At 47.6% G+C, this 19,624-nt stretch carries 16 protein-coding genes; 14 read left to right on the plus strand and 2 right to left on the minus strand.

The window, feature by feature from the left end:
• Positions 1-47: 47 nt before the first annotated feature.
• Positions 48-1,103, plus strand: a complete 1,056-nt coding sequence (gene ribD / locus NK638_RS01875) for a bifunctional diaminohydroxyphosphoribosylaminopyrimidine deaminase/5-amino-6-(5-phosphoribosylamino)uracil reductase RibD (protein WP_274631709.1) — start codon at positions 48-50, stop codon at positions 1,101-1,103.
• A 514-nt stretch (positions 1,104-1,617) separates the two neighbouring features.
• Positions 1,618-2,292, plus strand: coding sequence for a riboflavin synthase (locus NK638_RS01880; protein ID WP_105244450.1), 675 nt, complete (start codon positions 1,618-1,620; stop codon positions 2,290-2,292).
• 245 nt (positions 2,293-2,537) lie between these two features.
• Here NK638_RS01880 and NK638_RS01885 read toward each other — a convergent pair whose 3' ends face one another.
• Entirely contained in the window at positions 2,538-5,414 is a 2,877-nt protein-coding gene (locus NK638_RS01885) for a response regulator (RefSeq protein ID WP_274631710.1), read from the minus strand.
• A gap of 252 nt (positions 5,415-5,666) precedes the next feature.
• Between NK638_RS01885 and fmt the strand changes: the two genes are divergently transcribed.
• From fmt to NK638_RS01935, 10 genes are all read left to right on the plus strand, one after another.
• A complete protein-coding gene (gene fmt, locus NK638_RS01890; protein WP_274631711.1) occupies positions 5,667-6,752 on the plus strand; it encodes a methionyl-tRNA formyltransferase in 1,086 nt (361 codons plus the stop codon).
• An 85-nt stretch (positions 6,753-6,837) separates the two neighbouring features.
• Positions 6,838-8,412, plus strand: a complete 1,575-nt coding sequence (locus tag NK638_RS01895) for a transcription antitermination factor NusB (RefSeq protein ID WP_274631712.1) — start codon at positions 6,838-6,840, stop codon at positions 8,410-8,412.
• 58 nt (positions 8,413-8,470) lie between these two features.
• On the plus strand, positions 8,471-9,892 hold the full coding sequence (thrC, locus tag NK638_RS01900; protein ID WP_274631713.1) for a threonine synthase: 1,422 nt from the start codon (positions 8,471-8,473) through the stop codon (positions 9,890-9,892).
• 341 nt (positions 9,893-10,233) lie between these two features.
• Positions 10,234-11,346, plus strand: coding sequence for a LysM peptidoglycan-binding domain-containing protein (locus tag NK638_RS01905; protein ID WP_446739794.1), 1,113 nt, complete (start codon positions 10,234-10,236; stop codon positions 11,344-11,346).
• A 31-nt stretch (positions 11,347-11,377) separates the two neighbouring features.
• The gene (gene dprA, locus NK638_RS01910; RefSeq protein WP_274631715.1) at positions 11,378-12,610 is read left to right on the plus strand and encodes a DNA-processing protein DprA; all 1,233 of its coding nucleotides are present in this window, start codon (positions 11,378-11,380) and stop codon (positions 12,608-12,610) included.
• 89 nt (positions 12,611-12,699) lie between these two features.
• On the plus strand, positions 12,700-13,329 hold the full coding sequence (locus tag NK638_RS01915) for an L-threonylcarbamoyladenylate synthase (RefSeq protein ID WP_274631716.1): 630 nt from the start codon (positions 12,700-12,702) through the stop codon (positions 13,327-13,329).
• A 146-nt stretch (positions 13,330-13,475) separates the two neighbouring features.
• Complete coding sequence (locus NK638_RS01920) at positions 13,476-14,249, plus strand: fatty acid desaturase family protein (protein WP_342454231.1); 774 nt, start codon at positions 13,476-13,478, stop codon at positions 14,247-14,249.
• A gap of 260 nt (positions 14,250-14,509) precedes the next feature.
• Complete coding sequence (locus NK638_RS01925; protein WP_274631717.1) at positions 14,510-15,469, plus strand: TIGR01777 family oxidoreductase; 960 nt, start codon at positions 14,510-14,512, stop codon at positions 15,467-15,469.
• Between the two features lie 95 nt (positions 15,470-15,564).
• Positions 15,565-16,047, plus strand: a complete 483-nt coding sequence (locus NK638_RS01930; protein WP_274631718.1) for a hypothetical protein — start codon at positions 15,565-15,567, stop codon at positions 16,045-16,047.
• A 223-nt stretch (positions 16,048-16,270) separates the two neighbouring features.
• A complete protein-coding gene (locus tag NK638_RS01935; RefSeq protein ID WP_274631719.1) occupies positions 16,271-16,528 on the plus strand; it encodes a hypothetical protein in 258 nt (85 codons plus the stop codon).
• Between the two features lie 24 nt (positions 16,529-16,552).
• On the opposite strand, the gene NK638_RS01940 is transcribed toward NK638_RS01935, so the two are convergent.
• On the minus strand, positions 16,553-17,974 hold the full coding sequence (locus tag NK638_RS01940; RefSeq protein WP_274631720.1) for an alpha/beta hydrolase: 1,422 nt from the start codon (positions 17,972-17,974) through the stop codon (positions 16,553-16,555).
• A 526-nt stretch (positions 17,975-18,500) separates the two neighbouring features.
• Between NK638_RS01940 and grpE the strand changes: the two genes are divergently transcribed.
• Together grpE and NK638_RS01950 are read left to right on the plus strand one after the other, a co-directional pair.
• Positions 18,501-19,100 (plus strand): nucleotide exchange factor GrpE, encoded by a 600-nt coding sequence (gene grpE / locus NK638_RS01945; RefSeq protein WP_274631721.1) that lies wholly within the window; start codon positions 18,501-18,503, stop codon positions 19,098-19,100.
• A gap of 198 nt (positions 19,101-19,298) precedes the next feature.
• Positions 19,299-19,624: Hsp70 family protein (locus NK638_RS01950; RefSeq protein WP_274631722.1), on the plus strand; the 326-nt coding region annotated here is incomplete at its 3' end.

Genomic DNA, 19,624 nt, shown 5'->3' on the forward strand with positions numbered 1-19,624 from the left:
GAATGTTCAACACACCTACATATTCTTTATAAATGAAGCCAACTCTTATGTCGAATTCTAACCATGCGCAAGCTACACAAGACCGCTATTTTATGATGCTGGCGATTGAGCAAGCCAAGCAAGGATTATATACCACAAGACCCAATCCAGCGGTAGGCTGCGTGGTTGTTCAGGCAGGAATGGTGGTCGGGCAAGGGTTTCATCCTAAGGCAGGCCAGCCTCATGCAGAGGTGTTTGCCCTCAAAGATGCTGGTGCGCAAGCGGTTGGTGCCACCGCCTATGTGACTTTAGAGCCTTGTAGCCATACAGGACGTACGCCGCCTTGTGCTTTAGGTTTGATAGAGGCAGGCGTACAGAGGGTGGTGATAGCTGGTCTCGACCCCAATCCGCAAGTAGCGGGGCGCGGCGTACAGCTGTTAGAGCAGGCCGGCATCGATGTGACAGTGGGCGTCCTGACAGAGCAAGCAGAAGCATTAAACCATGGGTTTTTAAAGGCGATGCGCACCCAGATGCCCTACGTTCGGCTTAAGATTGCCACCAGTCTCGATGGCCGTACTGCGATGGCGACAGGCGAGTCAAAATGGATTACCTCGGTAGCGGCCCGTGAGGACGTACAAAAGCTTCGCGCCCTAAGTGGCGCCATTATCACTGGCAGTGAGACCATCGTTACTGATGATCCACAGCTCAACGTGCGCTCTACTCAGTTGGGTGTGCCGGCTGAGCAAGTTCCTACGCCTAAGGTAGTCGTACTCGATAGACGTCAGCGCTTAGCGCACAGCGCGCAATCAGAATACCAACTATGCCGCCGCGCGGATACGCTGTATTGGCATAAGGACGATTTAGCCGAGCTATTAAGGCGTCTGGTCAGTGAGCATCAATGCTACGATGTATTGGTAGAGGCAGGTGCTAGCGTCGCAGGTAGTTTTTTATGCCAACAGCTGGTAGACGAGCTGATTGTCTATCAAGCCCCTTGTCTGTTGGGTGCAGCGGCGCGGCCGATGGTGAATTTTCATCCGCTGTCTTTATCTGAACAATTACGTTTTAAAATGAGCGGCCATGAGCAACTCGGCCCTGATCTTAAGCTGACGTTGTATCCTTTATAGACCATAAGTTATAAACACCTTATCCACAAGCCTTGAACACTAGGGTCAAGATACCTGCCCTATAGATAAAGGGTCAAATAGTTATCTAGATAGTGGCATTGCCTGAAGGGCGCACCTGTTTCACATGAAACTGTGTATAACTCTGTTTCATGTGAAACTAAAAAGGCCCTGATTTACTGTTTGTTTTATAAGTAATTCATAAAAATCATATACTTACGTTGATGTTATGCTGTTAATAGTGTAATAGTAAAAATGCAAAGGTTTGTGGATAACTCTGTATAAAATAAGGATTTATCGCAGACGGGCTTGATTTACTGTTACTTATCCACAACTTATCCCCTTACACGCTTAAAAGACAGTACTTTTAGGGAATATTTAGATAAAAGCAATGCTCATTTATTGTCTATTGATAAGTAGTCATCATTTAGCATTTATCATCTATTGGATACCATTGTAATAATCGTCACTATTACTAAACGCTTATAACAGCAAAAAATTAGGATACGAGGTCTCTATGTTTACTGGAATTATAGAAAGTGTTGGAAAAGTCACGTCCATGCAGCCTACCGGCGGTGACATACGCTTGACGATAGAGTCAAGCGAGCTAGACTTTAGTGATGTCAAATTGGGCGACTCTATTGCCTCAAATGGTATCTGCCTCACTGTGGTAGAGATTGGCGATAAATCTTACTCTGTCGATGTTTCACGTGAAACGATTGCTCGTACTGCATTGGAAACCCTAAAGCCTGGGGATATCGTCAATTTGGAAAAAGCGATGCTACCCACCACGCGCTTTGGTGGTCATATCGTCGCAGGTCATGTCGATGGGGTCGGCCGCGTTAGTAAACTGCAACAAGACGCGCGCTCTATCTATATCGAGATTGAGATCCCAAAAGAGCTGGCGCATTATACCGCGACCAAAGGCTCTATCACTGTTGATGGCATCAGTCTAACCACCAACCTGGTACGTGACAATGTGGTTTGTCTCAATATCATCCCGCATACGGCGCAAGTGACCAATATCGCCAAACACTGGCTGGTCGGCAGTAAGGTAAATATCGAGGTAGATATCGTCGCCCGCTATTTGGAACGTTTGTTAAATAAGTCGCAAGCTGGTGACATAAACGCACCAAGTCCGCAAAGCCAAATCACCGAGGCATTCTTAGCCGATAATGGTTTTATGAAGTAGTGATAAGCTAAAGCGTAGGTATCGTCGATTCTAAATAAAAGAGTCAGGCATTGACTAACCAGCAAGGCTGATAAACGTTTTCTGGCATGCTGTTCCGTTGCTGACAGAGGCTGCAAAAACTTTTATTAGCCTTGCTTTTACTATACGATGCGCACAAAGGCCAGTCAGGTAGCGGGTTAATACTTTGATATTAACCCGCTATTTTTTTGGATATAGATACATATATAGATGTAGTAAGCGGGATTTTAGTGTTTTATCAGATGTTTTAGCACAGCCTCGAGCTTTTTCTTGTTGATAGGTTTGGATAAAAACTCGTCCATACCCACTTGTATACAAGCGTCGCGATCCTCGTCTGAGCTGTTCGCGGTTAGGGCGACGATTGCAATATCATCCCCTTGCGCGCGAATCGCTTGCGTGGCTTGTAGCCCGTCCATGACTGGCATACGACAATCCATCAAAATAAGCGAGATATCCTCCCGCTGCGCCTTTAGCTGCTCAAGCGCTTGTTGGCCGTCTTCTGCTACGATACTGCGATAACCCAGTTTACTTAAGATTTTACAGGCGATTTTTTGATTGGTTGGGCTGTCTTCTACCACCAGTATCAGCGGCTCTACGTCATCCTTGTGTAGGGGCGCGGCCATCGTCATGTCGTTTTTTGGCGTTTGGGTGGTCAAGGTTTGCCGAACAGGTAGTGTCAGTCGTGTCAGCTCAGAGAGCAGGAGGGCACTATCTAGGGGTTTTAATAAAAAACCATCGCATTGATCCAGCAGGGCAGAGGGAATACGGCGCTCAGGCTTCATGCTACACAAAATCTTAGGCAGTGATTTTTTAGACAATAAGTCATGTAGTGCTTGGCGTCTATCGTTGCTGGCCAGTATCAGGCGCTCTTTGGTTGCCTGTGTCTTTGATGCAGGGCTCTTTGGTGCGGTCTTTGATTCGTTGATAGAGGTCTCGGCGGACAGTTTGTCGCTTTGCTCTACCACTGGGTCAGAGAGGTTTATGGCGGTGTGGTCAGTGTAGTATTCATAATCCAATAACAAGATGGGCGCTAGGCTCTGGGCGTCTTTGCCAAGCCGCTCGGCCAAGTGCTCGATGGTGGCACTATCAACATCGGTATAGATCGTCGCTGGAATCGATAAACAGTGGCACAAGCGGCGCAAGTAATCGGCCAGCAAGGTCTGGTTGACCACGGCGATAAGATGAATATGCTGTAAGTGCTGGTGTGGGTGATAAATTGGCTGATAACTTGGCTGCCGACAAGGCAGATAGAGGTTAAAGGTGCTGCCTTTATTGACCGCGCTTTTTAGCTCAATAAAACCGCCAAGCAAACGGGCAAAACTATTGACGTTATTTAAGCCCAAACCCGCTTCTATACCATGGTGATAAGCGAGGTTGTTGTGTTGCTGAAGGGACGGGCTTTGTTTATTAAAATAACTCAATAACTGATGCTGTTTGGCGATATCGATACCTGTGCCTGAGTCTTTGATACTAAAACGTACCCAGTAATGCGGCTGCTGCGCTTTTACCTGTTCATTGATCGGTAGTAGGCTGCCTTTATTGATTTGAGATACTTGCTCAGGACTGATAGCATCGATCGCCAAGGCGACGTAGCCTGAGGGAGTAAACTTGATCGCATTATGAAGTAGATTTAAGAGTATCTGGCGCAGGCGTGTATGATCTGTATCGATCACACGAGGACACTCTGGATCAAAGAAATAAATAAGCTCTAGCCCCTGCTGGCGCGCATGATCTACGGCCGCGTCACCCACTTCTTGTCCAAGCTTATAAATATCGACAGGCGCTATGCTCAGGCGGGTTTTTCGAACCTCTATATCGCCGATATCTAGCATGTTGTCGAGCGTGGTGAGCATATAGTGACTGGTTTTTATCAGTGTCTCAAGCGTGTGGTTTTGCTTATCGGTCAAGGTGTTAGGGTCGATAGGCTCGAGTGTGTCTATCAAAGACTCCAGCGGTAGGCGCAGTTTACGCCCCATGATGGAGCGCAGCTCGCTAAACTCATCGATTTTTTGTTGTAATTGTTGGTTTTTTAGCCGTAGCTGCTCTGTTTGGCTAGCCAACTCATTGATATTATTGAGCAAAACGGTAAAGCCATGCACCTGTCCGTGCTCACCAAACCATGGCGTCACATGCAGCTGATAGGTTTGTTGGTCTTTTATTCCTAGCACCGTTAGCGTACGCGTGACGCGCAGATTAACCAGCCTTTGTAGCAGTTGTTGGGAGGGGTCGTCTTTGCCAGCGACAAAGTCTGTCAGCTGCTCGCTGCCACTGCTGTGCGCAGGTCTGATAAAGACTTGTTCAAAACGCTGGTTAAAAAAACTGATTTGACCGTGGCGCATGATCATTGCCATCGGTAATGGTGCTTGCTCAATCAGGCGCTCAAGACGGTGCTTGAGAGTTTTGATGCGGCGATAGTCGTTGTGTAGCTGATAATTGATACGGCCAAGCGCATGACCTAAGCGTAAAAACTCCCCAGTCGATTGGCTTTCTAAAAATGGCGGTGGGGTATAGGCTTCTTTTGCATTATCACTCAAATTATCCGTATAACGTAATAGCTGCTCCCAGTTGGTGCGGCGCTTGAGCATGTATAGCAGTGCAGTGATAAACAACGCAATGGCTGCCATCAGTGGCAACCAGTATTTATAAGAGGTCCAGTCGATATCAAGCGGCTTATGACGCAATATCATATATATCCGTTGGCCACTATCTAGCTCAATGGTGCCCGCCAGATTGCGCGCATTGAGCGTATAAGCGCCATTATTCTGAGCAGAGGCTGTGACAGTCGGGAACGTCACTGTCGAAAACGCAGGCTCGTTCGGACGGGTATCACGATGAATGTATGTCTGTCCGGAGGGTAGCATAAAGATAAGCTGATAGCTGATGCCGTTAAGTGCCGGATGCGCCAAAACTCCCTTTAGCTCATCGTTTCGTAGCACAGCATGCTCAGTGAGCTCGTGTTGTAAGGTAAAAAAAGTATCGACGCTGTGCTGCTGTTGATACTGCCTCATACCATCAAACAACATAACATAATACAGTACTAGCATCACCAGCAACGTTAGGACATAAAATAACAATAAGCGCTGTAAGGACTGAAACTGTTGCATGAAAGCGAGGTCCTATATCGTCACTTAGCAGGATAAATGTGGCATGACAACTACCATGATAAAGCAGTCAATGTCTTTAATATAACCAATGACGGTTATCTATAGCAAAACAATCGCTATTTTATTGTCTATAGCGCCTATTATAAAGCGAAAAGACCTCGTAAGTAACGCTGAGTAGGCGAGGTTACAATCATGGCACAATACGCCAAACTCACCTATAATGAAGCACCGAACCCTATATAATGCATGATTATGACGACAATTGCTCCTGCTTCTAAGTTATCCTCCTCATCTAGCCTTGCCGACACGACTTCTAGCACGCCATTACGTGTGGTGTTTGCTGGGACGCCTGAGTTTGCGGCGGTCAGCCTCGAGTCGCTCATTGCCCAGCAACAAGCACTCAATATAGAGATTGTGGCGGTTTATACCCAGCCTGATCGCAAAGCGGGCCGCGGGCAAAAACTGGCCGCCTCAGCGGTCAAGCAAGTGGCGCTCGCCCATGATATCGTGGTAGAGCAGCCACCGACCTTTAAAAAATCGAGCACCGAAGGCATGGCAGCCCGCCAGACGCTGCGTAGCTATCAGCCCGATGTGATGATTGTCGCCGCTTATGGGCTGATACTACCTGCGGGCGTACTGACGATACCCACTTACGGCTGTCTTAATATTCATGCTTCGCTACTGCCGCGCTGGCGTGGTGCAGCGCCCATCCATCGTGCGCTCTTGGCAGGCGATAGTGAGACTGGCATTACCATTATGCAGATGGATCAGGGACTAGACACCGGTGATATGCTCTACAAAGTCAGTGCGCCTATCACTGCTGATGACACGGCAGCCAGCCTACACGACAAAATGGCAACATTGGGTGCGGACGCCATCGGTACTGTGTTAAAGGATTTGGCGTATTACCAAGCCCAAGCCGCCGCGCAAGATGACAGTCAAGCCAATTACGCCGAAAAGCTTGTCAAAACCGAAGGCGAGATTGACTGGGCACAATCGGCGACGATGATTGAGCGTCAAATTCGTGGTCTGACACCGTGGCCAGGCGCTTATACTTTTTTCAATTGTCAGCGTGTCAAGATTTTGGCCAGCCTTCCTGTCAACCCCTCGCAGCAAACCGAACTGCCCGCTGGTACCATCATCAGTGTTGGACGCAAAGCAATATTGGTCGCTTGTGGCAAAGACGATAGCTTGGCGGCCAGTCATACTGAGCAGGCGAATGGGACATTGGCCATTACTCATCTGCAGTTTGCAGGTGGCAAGCCGATGACAGCAGAGCAAGTCTGCCATGGCAACCAATTAAATGATGGCGACCAGTTCACCAAAGAGTCAAACTAATTCAATTAAGCTTAATGTACTTTAGTTATAAGTTATCTAACCTTTATCAGACGCTATCGCGCATACGTCAAGGAACAGCAACTCAATGAGACATCCCAGCCCCGCGTCTAAAAACCATAAACCCTCAAGCAACCTGATTATGAATGGCAGTGTCCGCGTACGAGTCATACGTACCTTGTTGGCCATTCAAAATGGGCAGTCGTTGGCAAGCGTTCTTGACCCTTTGCTTAACAGCTTGCACGATGGTGATAAAGGGTTTGCCCATGCGCTACTTTTGACGACCTTACGCCAGTGGCATGCACTGGCGCGGCTGCTGGATAGTTTGGCGGACAACCCTATCGATGAAGTCGAGGTTCGTACCACCATTCAGGTCGGTCTGGTGCAGCTACTGTATTTAGAAGTCGCTGACCACGCCGCGATACACGAAACGGTGGAGGCGGCAAAAGAGGTCGGCTTTGCTCATGCGACTGGTCTTATCAATGCCATCCTGCGTAAGGTTGCCAAAAACCCCAATAAGTTTCGCAAAAAATGCAATAAAAACCACAGCCTGCCCAACTGGCTTGCTTATCAGCTCAAGCAAGACTGGAGCGATCAGTATGATGCGCTGACACAAGGACTGCGGCAGTCGGCCCCGATGTTTTTACGAATAAACGCGGCGGCCAGCTCAGTTACAGAGTATCAAGAAGTGCTAAACGGGGCAGAGATTGAGACAGAGCTGACCGAGATGACCACAGGTTTTTGTCTACCCAGTGCCTCTAACGTTGCGCCCGTTACCCTAGCGACTATAGGTCTGCGGCTACGCCAAAGCACTGCTGTCAGCGCCTTGCCTGACTTCGCTGACGGCATCGTGAGTGTACAGGACATGCACGCGCAGCTTGCGGCACCGATTATCCATCGTGCTTTGATGAGTAAGGTGAGCGCTGATAAGTCTCAGGCGGGCTTGGATAATAATGAGCTGCATATCTTAGATGCTTGCGCGGCACCTGGGGGCAAGCTGGCGCATTGGCTAGAATTATTAAGCTCTGAAGATGCGTCAGCCTGGTTTCACGTGAAACAAGACGATACAGCGGCCACATCAGCGCCTACAGGCATCAAGCTCACCGCCATCGATAATGAAGCATCGCGCATCGAGCGTATTTATGACAACCTAAAGCGCCTTAACTTTACCCAGACAGACTTGGCACAAAGTAGCAGTGGTATCGCCCTAGATATCGTCTGCGCCGATGCAACCCGCTGGCGCAGCACTGATGCGTCTAAAAAGCAAGATTCTGCTAAAAACAGCGGCGTATTTGATGCTATATTACTGGATTCGCCTTGTACGGCGACCGGCGTGATTCGTCGTCATCCAGATATCAGCCTCTTGCGTACCGAAGAGGACGTCGAGCAGACCGTATCATTGCAAGCAGAAATATTGCAAAACCTATGGCCACAGCTCAAAGTCGGCGGTTACTTGTTATATGTGACTTGCTCTATTTTAAAGCAAGAAAACGTCCTGCAAATGCAAGACTTTGTCAGTCGTCATGACGATGCGGCGGCGGTTGCGTTTACCGAGGCGTGTAGTTGGGGTATCGAACAAGCGATCGGGCGTCAATGCTTGCCGATAGATCGCGATGGTGGCGATGGTTTTTATTATGCGCTGCTACAGAAGACAATGGCATAAAACTGCTGAATAAACCGTTTTAAATATTGAAAAAAATCATTGTAGACAGGACAATCTCATGAAATATATCAGTACCCGTGGTCAGACAGCACCGATGGATTTTAGTGATGTGCTTTTGATGGGGCTTGCGCCAGATGGCGGTTTAATGCTGCCTGAACAGTATCCGAGCATTGATAGCGCTACCCTTGATGAGTGGCGTACGCTGAGCTATCCGCAGCTTGCCATGGCGATTATGCAGCGCTTTGCCACGGATATTCCGGCGGCTGATTTGCAAGATATCATCGAGCGTACTTATAACGCTGACGTATTTGGTTCTGATGAGATTGTCCCTGTCCGCAAACTTGAAGACGACCTGTATATTTTGGGATTGTCCAACGGTCCGACGCTGGCATTTAAAGACGTGGCTATGCAGTTTTTGGGCAATGCCTTTGAATACGTGCTGAAAAAGAAAGGCGCGCGGATTACCATCATTGGTGCCACCAGTGGTGATACGGGTAGTGCGGCGGAGTATGCGCTACGCGGCAAAGAAAATATCGAAGTCTTTATGCTGTCACCTCATGGCAAGATGAGTGAGTTTCAGCGTGCACAGATGTATAGCTTGACTGATGACAATATCCATAATATCGCCATCGACGGTATGTTTGATGACTGTCAAGATATCGTCAAAGCGCTGCAACAGGACGCGGCATTCAAAGCCGCTTATAATCTCGGTACGGTGAACTCGATCAACTGGGGCCGTATCCTTGCGCAAATCGTTTATTACTTTAAGGCCTATTTTGCCGTCACCACAAGCAATGATGAAAAAATTAGCTTTAGCGTACCATCGGGCAATTTTGGCAATATTTGTGCCGGTCACATTGCTCGTGAGATGGGGCTGCCAGTCGATCGCCTTATCGTCGCCACCAACGAAAACGATGTGCTCAATGATTTCTTTAATCAAGGCGCCTATCAGCCGCGCCCAGCTGAGCAGACTTACGTGACCTCTAGCCCATCGATGGATATCTCAAAAGCCTCTAACTTTGAGCGTTTTGTCTATTTACTGCTCGATAAAGACAGCGCGCGCGTCCATACGTTGTTTGAAGGCGTAAAATCCGGTCAAGGGTTTGATTTGTCTGATTTGATGGAAGCAGTTAACACACGTTATGGTTTTGCTGCTGGCAAGTCCACCCATAGCGACCGCTTACAAACCATCAAGGCGCTCTATGAGCAGCATGGTGAGTTGGTTGATCCGCACACTGCCGATGGGATTAAAGTCGCTAAAGAACTACAACGCGCAGGCGAAGTGATTGTATGTGCCGAGACTGCTTTGCCTGTGAAGTTTGCCGATACCATTGTTGAGGCTGTTGGGCAAATTCAGATTGCTCGTCCAGCGCATACCGAGGGGCTAGAGGACTTGCCGCAGCATGTCGTGGTATTAGACAATGACGCTGAGCTGGTCGCTGAACAAATTCGTCAACATGTAACGGCAAGCCCAGCGTAATTAATAAAGGTATTTAACGCTCATCGTAAAAAGTAAATCTAGGAAATCATCCGCATAAAGGTTACGGCATTGTAATAAAGTGTTTATGATTGTGTTATGGTAGATATAATTGTAATATGAGAAACAGCGTCGGCAAGTCATCATCGTGCTAGACGCTTTTTTAGCCATAAACATCAGTCAATTACAAAAAACAGCTGCCCAATAGGCGTCATAATAATTGCATTGCTGTGTCTGTAAACTGCGCTGAGTCTCTACGAGTATATAATCGAAGGGCTTGACAGGTATAGACGTAAGTAGGGTTTGTTAAGGCGGCGACAGCGGTACATATTGTGGATATAACAATGAAGATGAGCTTAAAAAAGATAGCAAAAGCACTGTTGATCACGACATTTAGCAGTGCCATGCTAATGAGTACTGCCCACGCCAATAATCCACCACCTACCATCAAAGCCGATGCCCCTAATCGCTACATCGTCAAAAAAGGCGATACCTTATGGGACATCTCTGGGCGCTACTTAGACAGCCCATGGCGCTGGAAAGAGATTTGGGCAACCAATAAACAAATCAAAAACCCGCATCTGATCTACCCAAACGACATCCTTATCTTGTGCGTGATTCAGGGTAAAACCTTGATCGGTGTCGATACGGGCGAAGGCTGTGCAGGAATCGAAAAGCAGTTGATGGGTGATGTCACCGCCAGTGCGGTCACTGTGACCTCAACGGCCAACAGTATCCCTCCTATTCCTTGGTCAGCGATTCAGCATTGGCTCGATAAGACCATCATTGTCGATCCACAAGATTTTAATACCACGCCATACATCTTGGCTTCTAAAAACCGCAACTTAATCACCGCCAGTGGTGATAAGGTCTATGCCAAAGGCGTACCACTGATCGTGGGGCAACGCTATGGCATTTACCGTGAAGGTGAGAGATACGTCGAGCCAAAAACCCAAAAAGTCATCGGTCTTGAAGTTACCCAAGTGGCCACAGGCCTAGTGACATCGACAGAAAGCAATGGTGTCACCAGCCTGCAACTGACAGACAGCTATGGCAAAGAAGTGCGCGAAGGTGATCGGGTATTTGTAGAATTAGACAATGCGATCCCGCCTGTGTTTTATCCAACCCCAGCCAGCGTCAGTCGTGGCGGTATGATCGTACGAGTGATGGATTCGATCAGCTCCGCAGCAAAAGGCAGCGTGGTCGCCATCAACCTTGGTAGTACGCATGGTGCCAAACCTGGTGATGTGTTGACTGTGTACCAAAAAGGACCACTGGTGCGTGATATCAGAGACAATGATACGCCAGTACGTTTGCCAAACGAGCCAAGTGGGATGCTGATGGTTTTTAATACGTTTGAACATATCAGCTATGCCTATGTACTGGATTCTGAGCTGCCACTGAATGTCGGTGATCGTTTATTAAAACGCCAAATACAGTACAAGGTTTTGAGATGAGCACCCGATCTTAGCGGAGGCGAGCCAAACGATGATGACAGCAGTCACTCCTTCTTTATCAGACGAGCAGCGCGCCATAGTGGCGCTATGGTATGAGGTGAATGCGTCATTGTCTGCTTATCACAAGCTGACGACGAGCTTTGGTAGTGCACAGCTGGCGTGGACGGCGACAGTAGAGGCTTGGCGGCAGCTGGGTATTCATTATACCCATCTCAAACGCCATGAGCAGCCAGCGCAAACACGCGCTAATATCGACAAAATCCAACAAGCATGCGTAGAAGGGCGCTATGGATTACTGTTTGCCGATCAAGCGGACTATCCTGCCCAGCTGCTACAGATCTATGATCCGCCGCCAGTGTTGTTTTATCGCGGTAACCTCTCTCGTCTGCACCAAGCCCAAATCGCCATCGTCGGTAGTCGCAAGCCCACCGCCCACGCACAAAAAATCACCTTTGATATGGCGCAGTACTTAGCGCAGGCAGGCTACATTGTCACCAGCGGGCTGGCCATGGGGGTAGATAAACGCGCACATCTAGGCGCACTGGCACAGACAGACTTAGCCCATCAAGGCCGGACGATCGGGGTAATGGGCACAGGAATTGATGTCAATTATCCCAATCATCACGACCAGCTATTTAGTCAAATCATCGAGCAGGGCGGCTGTATCATCAGTGAGCTGCTACCGCATACGCCGCCGCACAAGCATACCTTTCCACGCCGTAATCGCTTGGTCGCAGGACTCAGTCTAGCGACCATTGTCACCGAAGCCACCATTCAAAGTGGCTCGCTGATTACCGCGCGCTTGACCTCAGAGCAAGGCAAGCAAGTTTTTGCGGTGCCAAGCCATATTGACAATAGCAATGCTGAAGGCTGCCACCATTTGATACGCGAAGGGGCGACGTTGATTTATCATCCTCAGCAGGTTATTGAAGATGTCAGCAGTCAGCTTAGCCACCAGAAAGGTTTTGGTAGTCGCGTGCCGCCGAACAAACGCACACCTTCTGATAATGATAACGCCACACCATCAGCACAGGTTGCCAATACTGCAGGGAGCCCGCTGCCATCTACGACAGCTCATCACCCGGACCCTGTGGCTCCCAAACACTTGCAGCCAGTATATGAGCAGCTTGATTGGCATGGGCAAGATTTGGATGCGCTGTTGCTGGCCACCACGCTTGAAGCACCCGTTTTGATCGGGCAGCTGATGGAGCTTGAGCTATTGGGTCTCATCAGCGTACAAGGCGGGCGTTACTTGCGTGTCTAAAAAATGCTATTTTTGCGAGTGGCTGTCTTAGATTGGCTTTTTGCTGTGGTATGATAAGTTTCTACCTTTTTATTTTTTGTACCTCCATCATGAAACCATCTTCCTCCGTTTTGGCCGACTCTGTCAGCCAAGCTGCTACTTGGCTAAAAAATGGCCAGCTACTTGCTTATCCAACCGAAAGTGTCTGGGGTATCGGCTGTGACCCTTATAATCAAGCCGCCGTACAGCGCATCTTGACCATCAAACAGCGACCAATCGCCAAAGGCATGATTGTTATTACCGATAGTGCCGAGCGTTTAGCGCCGCTGCTTGCGCCTTTAACACAGGCTCAGCGTCAGCCTATTTTGGCAAGCTGGCAGACGGACAGCGACAACACCCAGCCGCAGTATCAACAAGCGCATACATGGCTATTGCCTATTCCGCAAACACTAAGCACCAGTATCCCTCATTGGATAACCGGCCAGCATCAAACCGTGGCAGTACGGGTCATCTCTCATCCGCTTATCCAGCAGCTGTGCCAGCAGTTGGTCAGTGAGCAAAACCCTTTTGGCCTGCTGGTCTCCACCAGCTGTAACCCTTCAGGCCAGCCGCCTGCCATGACTTTCTCTGAAGCTTATGCGTATTTTTCTGAGCGAATCGGCTACTTACAGGCTGATACCTTGGGATATACGCTGCCGAGCCAAATCCGTGACGCGCGCACAGGTCTGATTATTCGTTAGCGCCCACTCATGCTTTACAGAAAATCAGACACACAGCATAAGTAGGTTGGACTGGGTTTTGTATTAATCTGACTATATATCATATCGTCTTATAGTCAATTCTAAATAAAACAGATACATTATATATCAACGTGGAACTGGTATAAATTTTCCTTGCGTGCTGTGCGTCTTATCTGTTTTTTGCCGCCGCTTTTCGTCAAGCGCATGATGGTTATCACCATAGTTTAGGTGCAGGTCGGCGTCTGACCACTGCTATTTTGTTGCTGCTTAGTGTGCTATTGATGACCAGCTTACATAGTATCCGAGCCACTCACATGGCGCATCATCGAGACCCATTAGGCGATCACGACGTTGAGGGTCGTTTGGCAAAGGCATCATGGCAGCAAGCACTGCTCGGCGGTATCACGTATCGGTTGGCTATCTACCGTCAAGGGCTGCGCTTGAGCAGTCGCCGTCATAGGATGCTGGCTTGGCTAGAGTTTGGATTGATAGCATTGGTGATCATGGGCGCCCTGATGATGAGCGTGTTTGCTGCGTCTACGGTGCTTGGGCAGGTGGTGCTATATCATCTTGTGGTGATGATGTTGGCCAACGCCAGTGTCGGTATCATCGCTGTATGGGGCGTGCATCACGACTGTGACGAGACGATAGCTCGCACTGAGCGCAATCCTCTGGTAAATCTGCTGACATTTAATTTACTTTATCATGTAGAGCATCATTTGTTTCCTGCGATACCATCCAACCATCTGCCAACGCTTGCCAAGCGTTTGGACGCAGCCGCACCTCACTTGACCAATGCGCCTGTACTACCCAGCCGCACTACCGTTATAAAGCACATGAAGCGTCGCTGGAGTGTCATAAAAGACACGTACCAAAACAGTAATGACAGTGAGTGCCCTATCCGTAAGCGTTTTGCTTAGAGACGAGTAGATATCTAAATGGATGAAAGAAGGCCAGTTATTTTATAGGTATTGGTCACTAGAGCGTGTCTTCATTTTTCACCCATTTAGATGACTATTGATTGAATTGAAGAGATGTCCTAGACCAAAAGACGTTACCAAAAACCTGTGAAAGTCGTTTTGATATCACGGTAAAAGAAGACGATGATGGTGATACAGCGTTTATCTTAAGCAAAGAGTTGAAGATACAGATAGTTGGCGACATGAATAAGGAGTCAGACATGCATATCTTAATCAGTGGTGGTTCAGGGTTTTTGGGTCGAGCATTTAGCGACGAAATCATGGCACGGTATCGTGAGCGAAAAAAGTCACTACAAGTCACTTGGCTGACGCGTGATAGTAACCAGGCGCACCCTGACGATATCACTATGATGACTTATGATGAGCTTACAAAGACTGATAAAAGTTTTGATGTGATAATAAACCTAGCGGGAGCAGGTATTGCTGACTCGCGCTGGAGCGATAGTCGCAAAGAGCAGCTGATGGCGAGCCGTATCCGGCCTACTGAGGCATTGTTGGCATTTATCGCTCGCAGCCGCAGCAAGCCCAAATTATTGATTAGTGGTTCAGCGATAGGGTGGTACGGCACACAAGGCGATAAACCATTGACAGAAAGTAGTGGTTTTGAGACAGATTTTGCTCATAAATTATGTGATGATTGGGAGCAGTTAGCGCTTAAAGCCACTGAACATGGTGTGCCTGTGGCAATCGTGCGCACTGGTGTGGTGATTCATCCTGATGGCGGGATGCTTGCCAAGCTTTTGACCCCATTTAAAATGGGCGTTGGTGGACAATTGGGCGATGGCAAGCAAATCATGAGCTGGATCAGTCGGGCAGACTGGGTCGGCGCTGTGATATTTATCATTGAGCAGCACCTTGCTGATTATGACAACAGTCAAACCACAAATGATAATTCACTAAAAACCACAAATGATACGCCAGCCATGGTCTACAACTTAACTGCGCCTAATCCTGTAACCAATCATACTTTTACCAAAACCGTAGGTACCTGGCTACATCGTCCAACATTTTTTACTTTACCAGAATTTTTACTAAAGCTGATATTTGGTGAGATGTCGACACTACTAGTTGATGGTCAAAAAGTATTGCCACAAGCGTTATTAGCGGCGGGTTATGAGTTTCGATATCCTACGCTCATGCAAGCCTTAGAGACGAAATAGCGCTAAATAAAAAAACGGTCTACGGAGTTGTTTCATGTGAAACAAATACAACCCGTTTACCATCCGCCTTGATATGATAAAACTGGTGCCTAATTATGGCTATCAAAAAAAGCAAAGACTCAAGTATCACACTAACAAAACAGTACGCTCGCAAGCCTTATCCGTGGTTAAGGATTGTTGTCAGCTTCGCACTACTTGGTGGGTGGATCGGGGCCAATGCGATGAATTTTATATTGTTTTTTCTGGACGGCGCTTTGCCAAGAAATATGCAAGGGTTTGATTTTCAGTACTTCATAACAAACATGTTCGAAGGTCTTGGTTTCAAGATGATAGCGGGTCTATTTCCTGCTTTGATAACTGCAGGTGTCATTATATATTTTAAGCTGCATCTTAAAACAATCAACAGCTGGCTTGCGTTAGGAGTATTGGGATTTATGGCGACTGTTCCGTTTAGCCTCATCGTAATGCTGATAGCGAATTCGGTAGATCTTGGGCTCTTTTATTTGGCGACATTGGTGGGTATGTCAGGGTTATGTAGCGCCATCATAATAGGCGGTTTAACGACTCCCAAATCGTAGCGCTAAACGAATGGATATATTTGACTTTGCTGTGAGAGGTTTTAACTTAGAGGTGTTTCACGTGAAACCATATAACTGATTTATACCAGTTCCGCGTTTAAATGAATAGCCACGCTACTTTGAGCGACCCGAGCGCCATGCATCTGGTTTATTTGGATTCGACTATATGAGGTTTTATGTAAAAAGCGTGAAGCATTGATGAAAGAGCGTCTAAAGGCTAGCTATGATAGACGAAATCAGTTCTTTACCGATAGATTTGCATGTAGCAGGGCACACGCATGGCGGCCAGATATTTCCATTAACGTTATTGATGCGCGGGCTTGCGCCCCTACATTATGGCGCTAAGGTGGTAGGGGAGACACAGTTTTTGGTGACATCGGGATATGGCTTTGGGCCGGTACCGTTTCGACTGGGGACGCGCTCTGAGATTTGGATGATTACCCTGACGCCCAGAGGTGCCATTGCTGAGCCGTCGTCATAGTCAGCGCGCCAAAGCAGTCAGTCATTAGGCCGCTAACTGCCCCTGCTCACGAATGACCTCACGGACAAAACTGGCAAAACCGTGGATGATTTTGCGGGTTTCTAATCCTAGCCTCTGATGAATGCTCATAAAGTGAATAAAACCATGCGGCGCACCAAGTACCGTATAGTTTCTCACCGATATGCCATGTGTCTTTAGTTGCTCTGCATACGCAAAAGCTTCATCACGTAACACATCCAGCTCTGAGGTGACGATATAAGTGGGGCAGACGTGGCTGTTGTCCCCCAGCATAGGCGAGTTGAGAATGTGTTGTCGCGGTAAGGGGCTGTTTTTTAGACATGCCGCGTCAAACACCGCCACATCATCATGATCTAACAACAAGCCTTCGCCGTATAGCTCCCAGCTTGGATAGTCTGTCTCGATATCGGTAACAGGGTAAAGCGGCATTTGCGCAAGTGGCTGAGGCAGACGCTCTAACAGCGCAAACATATCTTGCCCCGCTTCGCCTAGGTCTGCCCAAGCTTGTTTGGCAGGGGCGGTGAGCTGCTGAGCAATAAGGGTAGATAAACCGCCACCTGCGCTGTCGCCTGCCAAGACGATACGTGATGGCAGCGCGCCAAACATATGACAATGCTCGGCCAGCCAAGCATAAGCGCTGATACAGTCTTTTAGCGCGGCTGGGGCGGGGTGCTCAGGTGCCAATCGATAGTCGACACTGACGACAGGCCAGCCAGTCTGCTGGCTCAGCGCATGACAAAACTCGTGATGCGTATCGATACCGCCGATACAAAACCCACCACCATGAAAAAACAGCAACACAGTCTCATCAGGATTGTGTACGCTGCCTTTTTTGATTGTCTTTCTATAAGTGCTAGCGTCTGGCTGATAGCAGCGAATGGTCATATCGCCATCATCAGCATTTGCAATCACCTTATCAGTCCAACGAACGCTGACCTCACCTTTTTTGCGAAAGCGCTTTATATTATCCATCAGCGTATCGCCCGTCTGTTGCCATACCTTTGGAGACTGCATGGCCACGGCATCGGCAGCGAACCTCTCACGCAGCTTAGGCATCGGCGTCAGCTCAAGCGGGGTTTTTAGCTTACTATTTATCGCCAAAATCAGCCGTAGATGGGCATCGGCATGCAAGTATTGCTTAGAAGTCGGGCCGCCAAGGTAGCTGACCAAACTTTCTAATAGCGGCAATGGCAAATAACTCAGCCCTTTCATCGCATAATGCAAGGTATGCGCTTGATGATTAACGACTTGCTGATAACCCAAACACGTGCTTTTTAACGCAAAGCATTGACGCTTAGCGCTATCTTTTGGTACAGCTTCTATTTCTTCAGGCGCTAGCTCGTTCTCAGGCGCTAGCTCGTTTGAGCGCTTTAGATTGATCAACGCTCTATTTAATAAGGTGTTGAGCGATATGGTTGAGTGAGACATAACACCTCGGATACATGATGGTTAGTGTTTGAAATAACAGATGTTTTTGGCCATAGTAAAGTAAAAGAAAACAAAATTGAGTATATTTTGGTAATGGATTGAATGAAAACCGTAAAAATTTCGGAATAAACCAAAGGTTTGGTAGTGGGTGTGAGCTATAAAGGTAAATCAATACCAGTAGGAGGGTACCTCTTGCAAAATAAATTGGCTAGATTTGCCTGTTTGTTCCAACGTTTTGTTTCAATGTTTGGCCTCACTGCTTATGCCGTTGTCAGCGCCATATCTCTAGTCCCACGCTCGTTGGTACAGCAATTGTTGTAAATGGGAAAAAATCCTCAGCGCAAGGCTTGAAATTTGTCCTCATCACCTTTATCAATCAGCTATCAAAGCATATTCGCAAAAAATCAGTGATATCTGTTGATTATCTAATAAAAGCGCAGACTAATAAGAGCACAGCATGACTTGCTGCCAGCAGGTTTGTTGTGCCATACATCAATCGTCATTATTAAAATTCTAAGGAGCTATCATGAGCGAGCAAAACAATAACCACAAATCCCCTGAGCACAATGTGGCGCACGACAATGTCGAGCATAATGACAGTATTTTAGAAGAAACCATGCAAGAGTTTGATCCAAAAAACAATTCAGATGAAAAAGTCACCATCGACAACGAAATCGATATCGACACTTTCAAAGCACGTATTGCTGAGCTCGAAGGCGAGGTCAAGCAAGCCCGTGAGACCACCGCCCGTGCCAATGCCGAAGCTTACAATGCGCAAAAACGCATGGAGCAAGAAGCCGATAAGAGCAAAAAATTTGCCCTACAAAAATTTGCCAAAGAGCTATTGGAAGTCGTTGATAATCTAGAGCGTGCGATTGAAAACGCCGACGCCAGCGATCCGGTTACCGAAGGCGTGCAACTGACGCACAAAGCCCTGCTGTCTGTCCTCAACAAAAACGGTATCGAAGTGATTGACCCACAGGGTGAAAAGTTCAATGCTGATGTTCACGAAGCGGTGGGTATCGATGCCGATGCCGACGCTGATGTGGTCGGTACAGTGCTACAAAAAGGCTATAGCCTAAATGGTCGCCTACTACGTCCAGCGATGGTACGCGTGGGTCAGTAGGATTTTTTACTTGATTTTAAGCATCTAAACCTTACTTATATAAAGGGTTTTGACAAAAAATCACACAAAAGACAATTTTTTGCTTGATGATTGCCTTGAAAAAACCGACAGGCAAACCGATATATAGCAATAAGTGACCGACTATGGTCTGAAGATATAAGTAGTTATATTTAAAATATACATTAGGAGCATTTGATTATGGGTAAAGTAATTGGTATTGACTTGGGTACAACCAACTCATGTGTGGCAGTGATGGAAGGTGACAAAGTCAAAGTCATCGAAAACGCTGAAGGTACCCGTACCACACCTTCTATCGTCGCTTATAAAGACGACGAAATCCTCGTTGGTCAATCGGCTAAGCGTCAAGCGGTCACCAACCCAAAAAACACTTTGTTTGCGATCAAGCGTCTGATCGGTCGCCGTTTTGATGACAAAGTGGTACAAAAAGACATCGGCATGGTGCCATACAAAATCGCCAAAGCGGATAACGGTGATGCTTGGGTAGAAGTAAACGGTAAAAAACT

It is taken from the genome of Psychrobacter sp. A3, assembly GCF_028823565.1.
Classification (GTDB): Bacteria; Pseudomonadota; Gammaproteobacteria; order Pseudomonadales; family Moraxellaceae; genus Psychrobacter; species Psychrobacter celer.

Coding starts and splice junctions, on each gene's coding strand:
- NK638_RS01930 (WP_274631718.1), top strand. CDS start 15,565: ATGGCTATCAAAAAAAGCAAAGACTCAAGTATCACACTAACAAAACAG.
- NK638_RS01905 (WP_446739794.1), top strand. CDS start 10,234: ATGAAGATGAGCTTAAAAAAGATAGCAAAAGCACTGTTGATCACGACA.
- NK638_RS01915 (WP_274631716.1), top strand. CDS start 12,700: ATGAAACCATCTTCCTCCGTTTTGGCCGACTCTGTCAGCCAAGCTGCT.
- fmt (WP_274631711.1), top strand. CDS start 5,667: ATGACGACAATTGCTCCTGCTTCTAAGTTATCCTCCTCATCTAGCCTT.
- NK638_RS01880 (WP_105244450.1), top strand. CDS start 1,618: ATGTTTACTGGAATTATAGAAAGTGTTGGAAAAGTCACGTCCATGCAG.
- NK638_RS01925 (WP_274631717.1), top strand. CDS start 14,510: ATGCATATCTTAATCAGTGGTGGTTCAGGGTTTTTGGGTCGAGCATTT.
- grpE (WP_274631721.1), top strand. CDS start 18,501: ATGAGCGAGCAAAACAATAACCACAAATCCCCTGAGCACAATGTGGCG.
- NK638_RS01935 (WP_274631719.1), top strand. CDS start 16,271: ATGATAGACGAAATCAGTTCTTTACCGATAGATTTGCATGTAGCAGGG.
- ribD (WP_274631709.1), top strand. CDS start 48: ATGTCGAATTCTAACCATGCGCAAGCTACACAAGACCGCTATTTTATG.
- NK638_RS01895 (WP_274631712.1), top strand. CDS start 6,838: ATGAGACATCCCAGCCCCGCGTCTAAAAACCATAAACCCTCAAGCAAC.
- NK638_RS01885 (WP_274631710.1), bottom strand. CDS start 5,414: ATGCAACAGTTTCAGTCCTTACAGCGCTTATTGTTATTTTATGTCCTA.
- NK638_RS01940 (WP_274631720.1), bottom strand. CDS start 17,974: ATGTCTCACTCAACCATATCGCTCAACACCTTATTAAATAGAGCGTTG.
- thrC (WP_274631713.1), top strand. CDS start 8,471: ATGAAATATATCAGTACCCGTGGTCAGACAGCACCGATGGATTTTAGT.
- dprA (WP_274631715.1), top strand. CDS start 11,378: ATGATGACAGCAGTCACTCCTTCTTTATCAGACGAGCAGCGCGCCATA.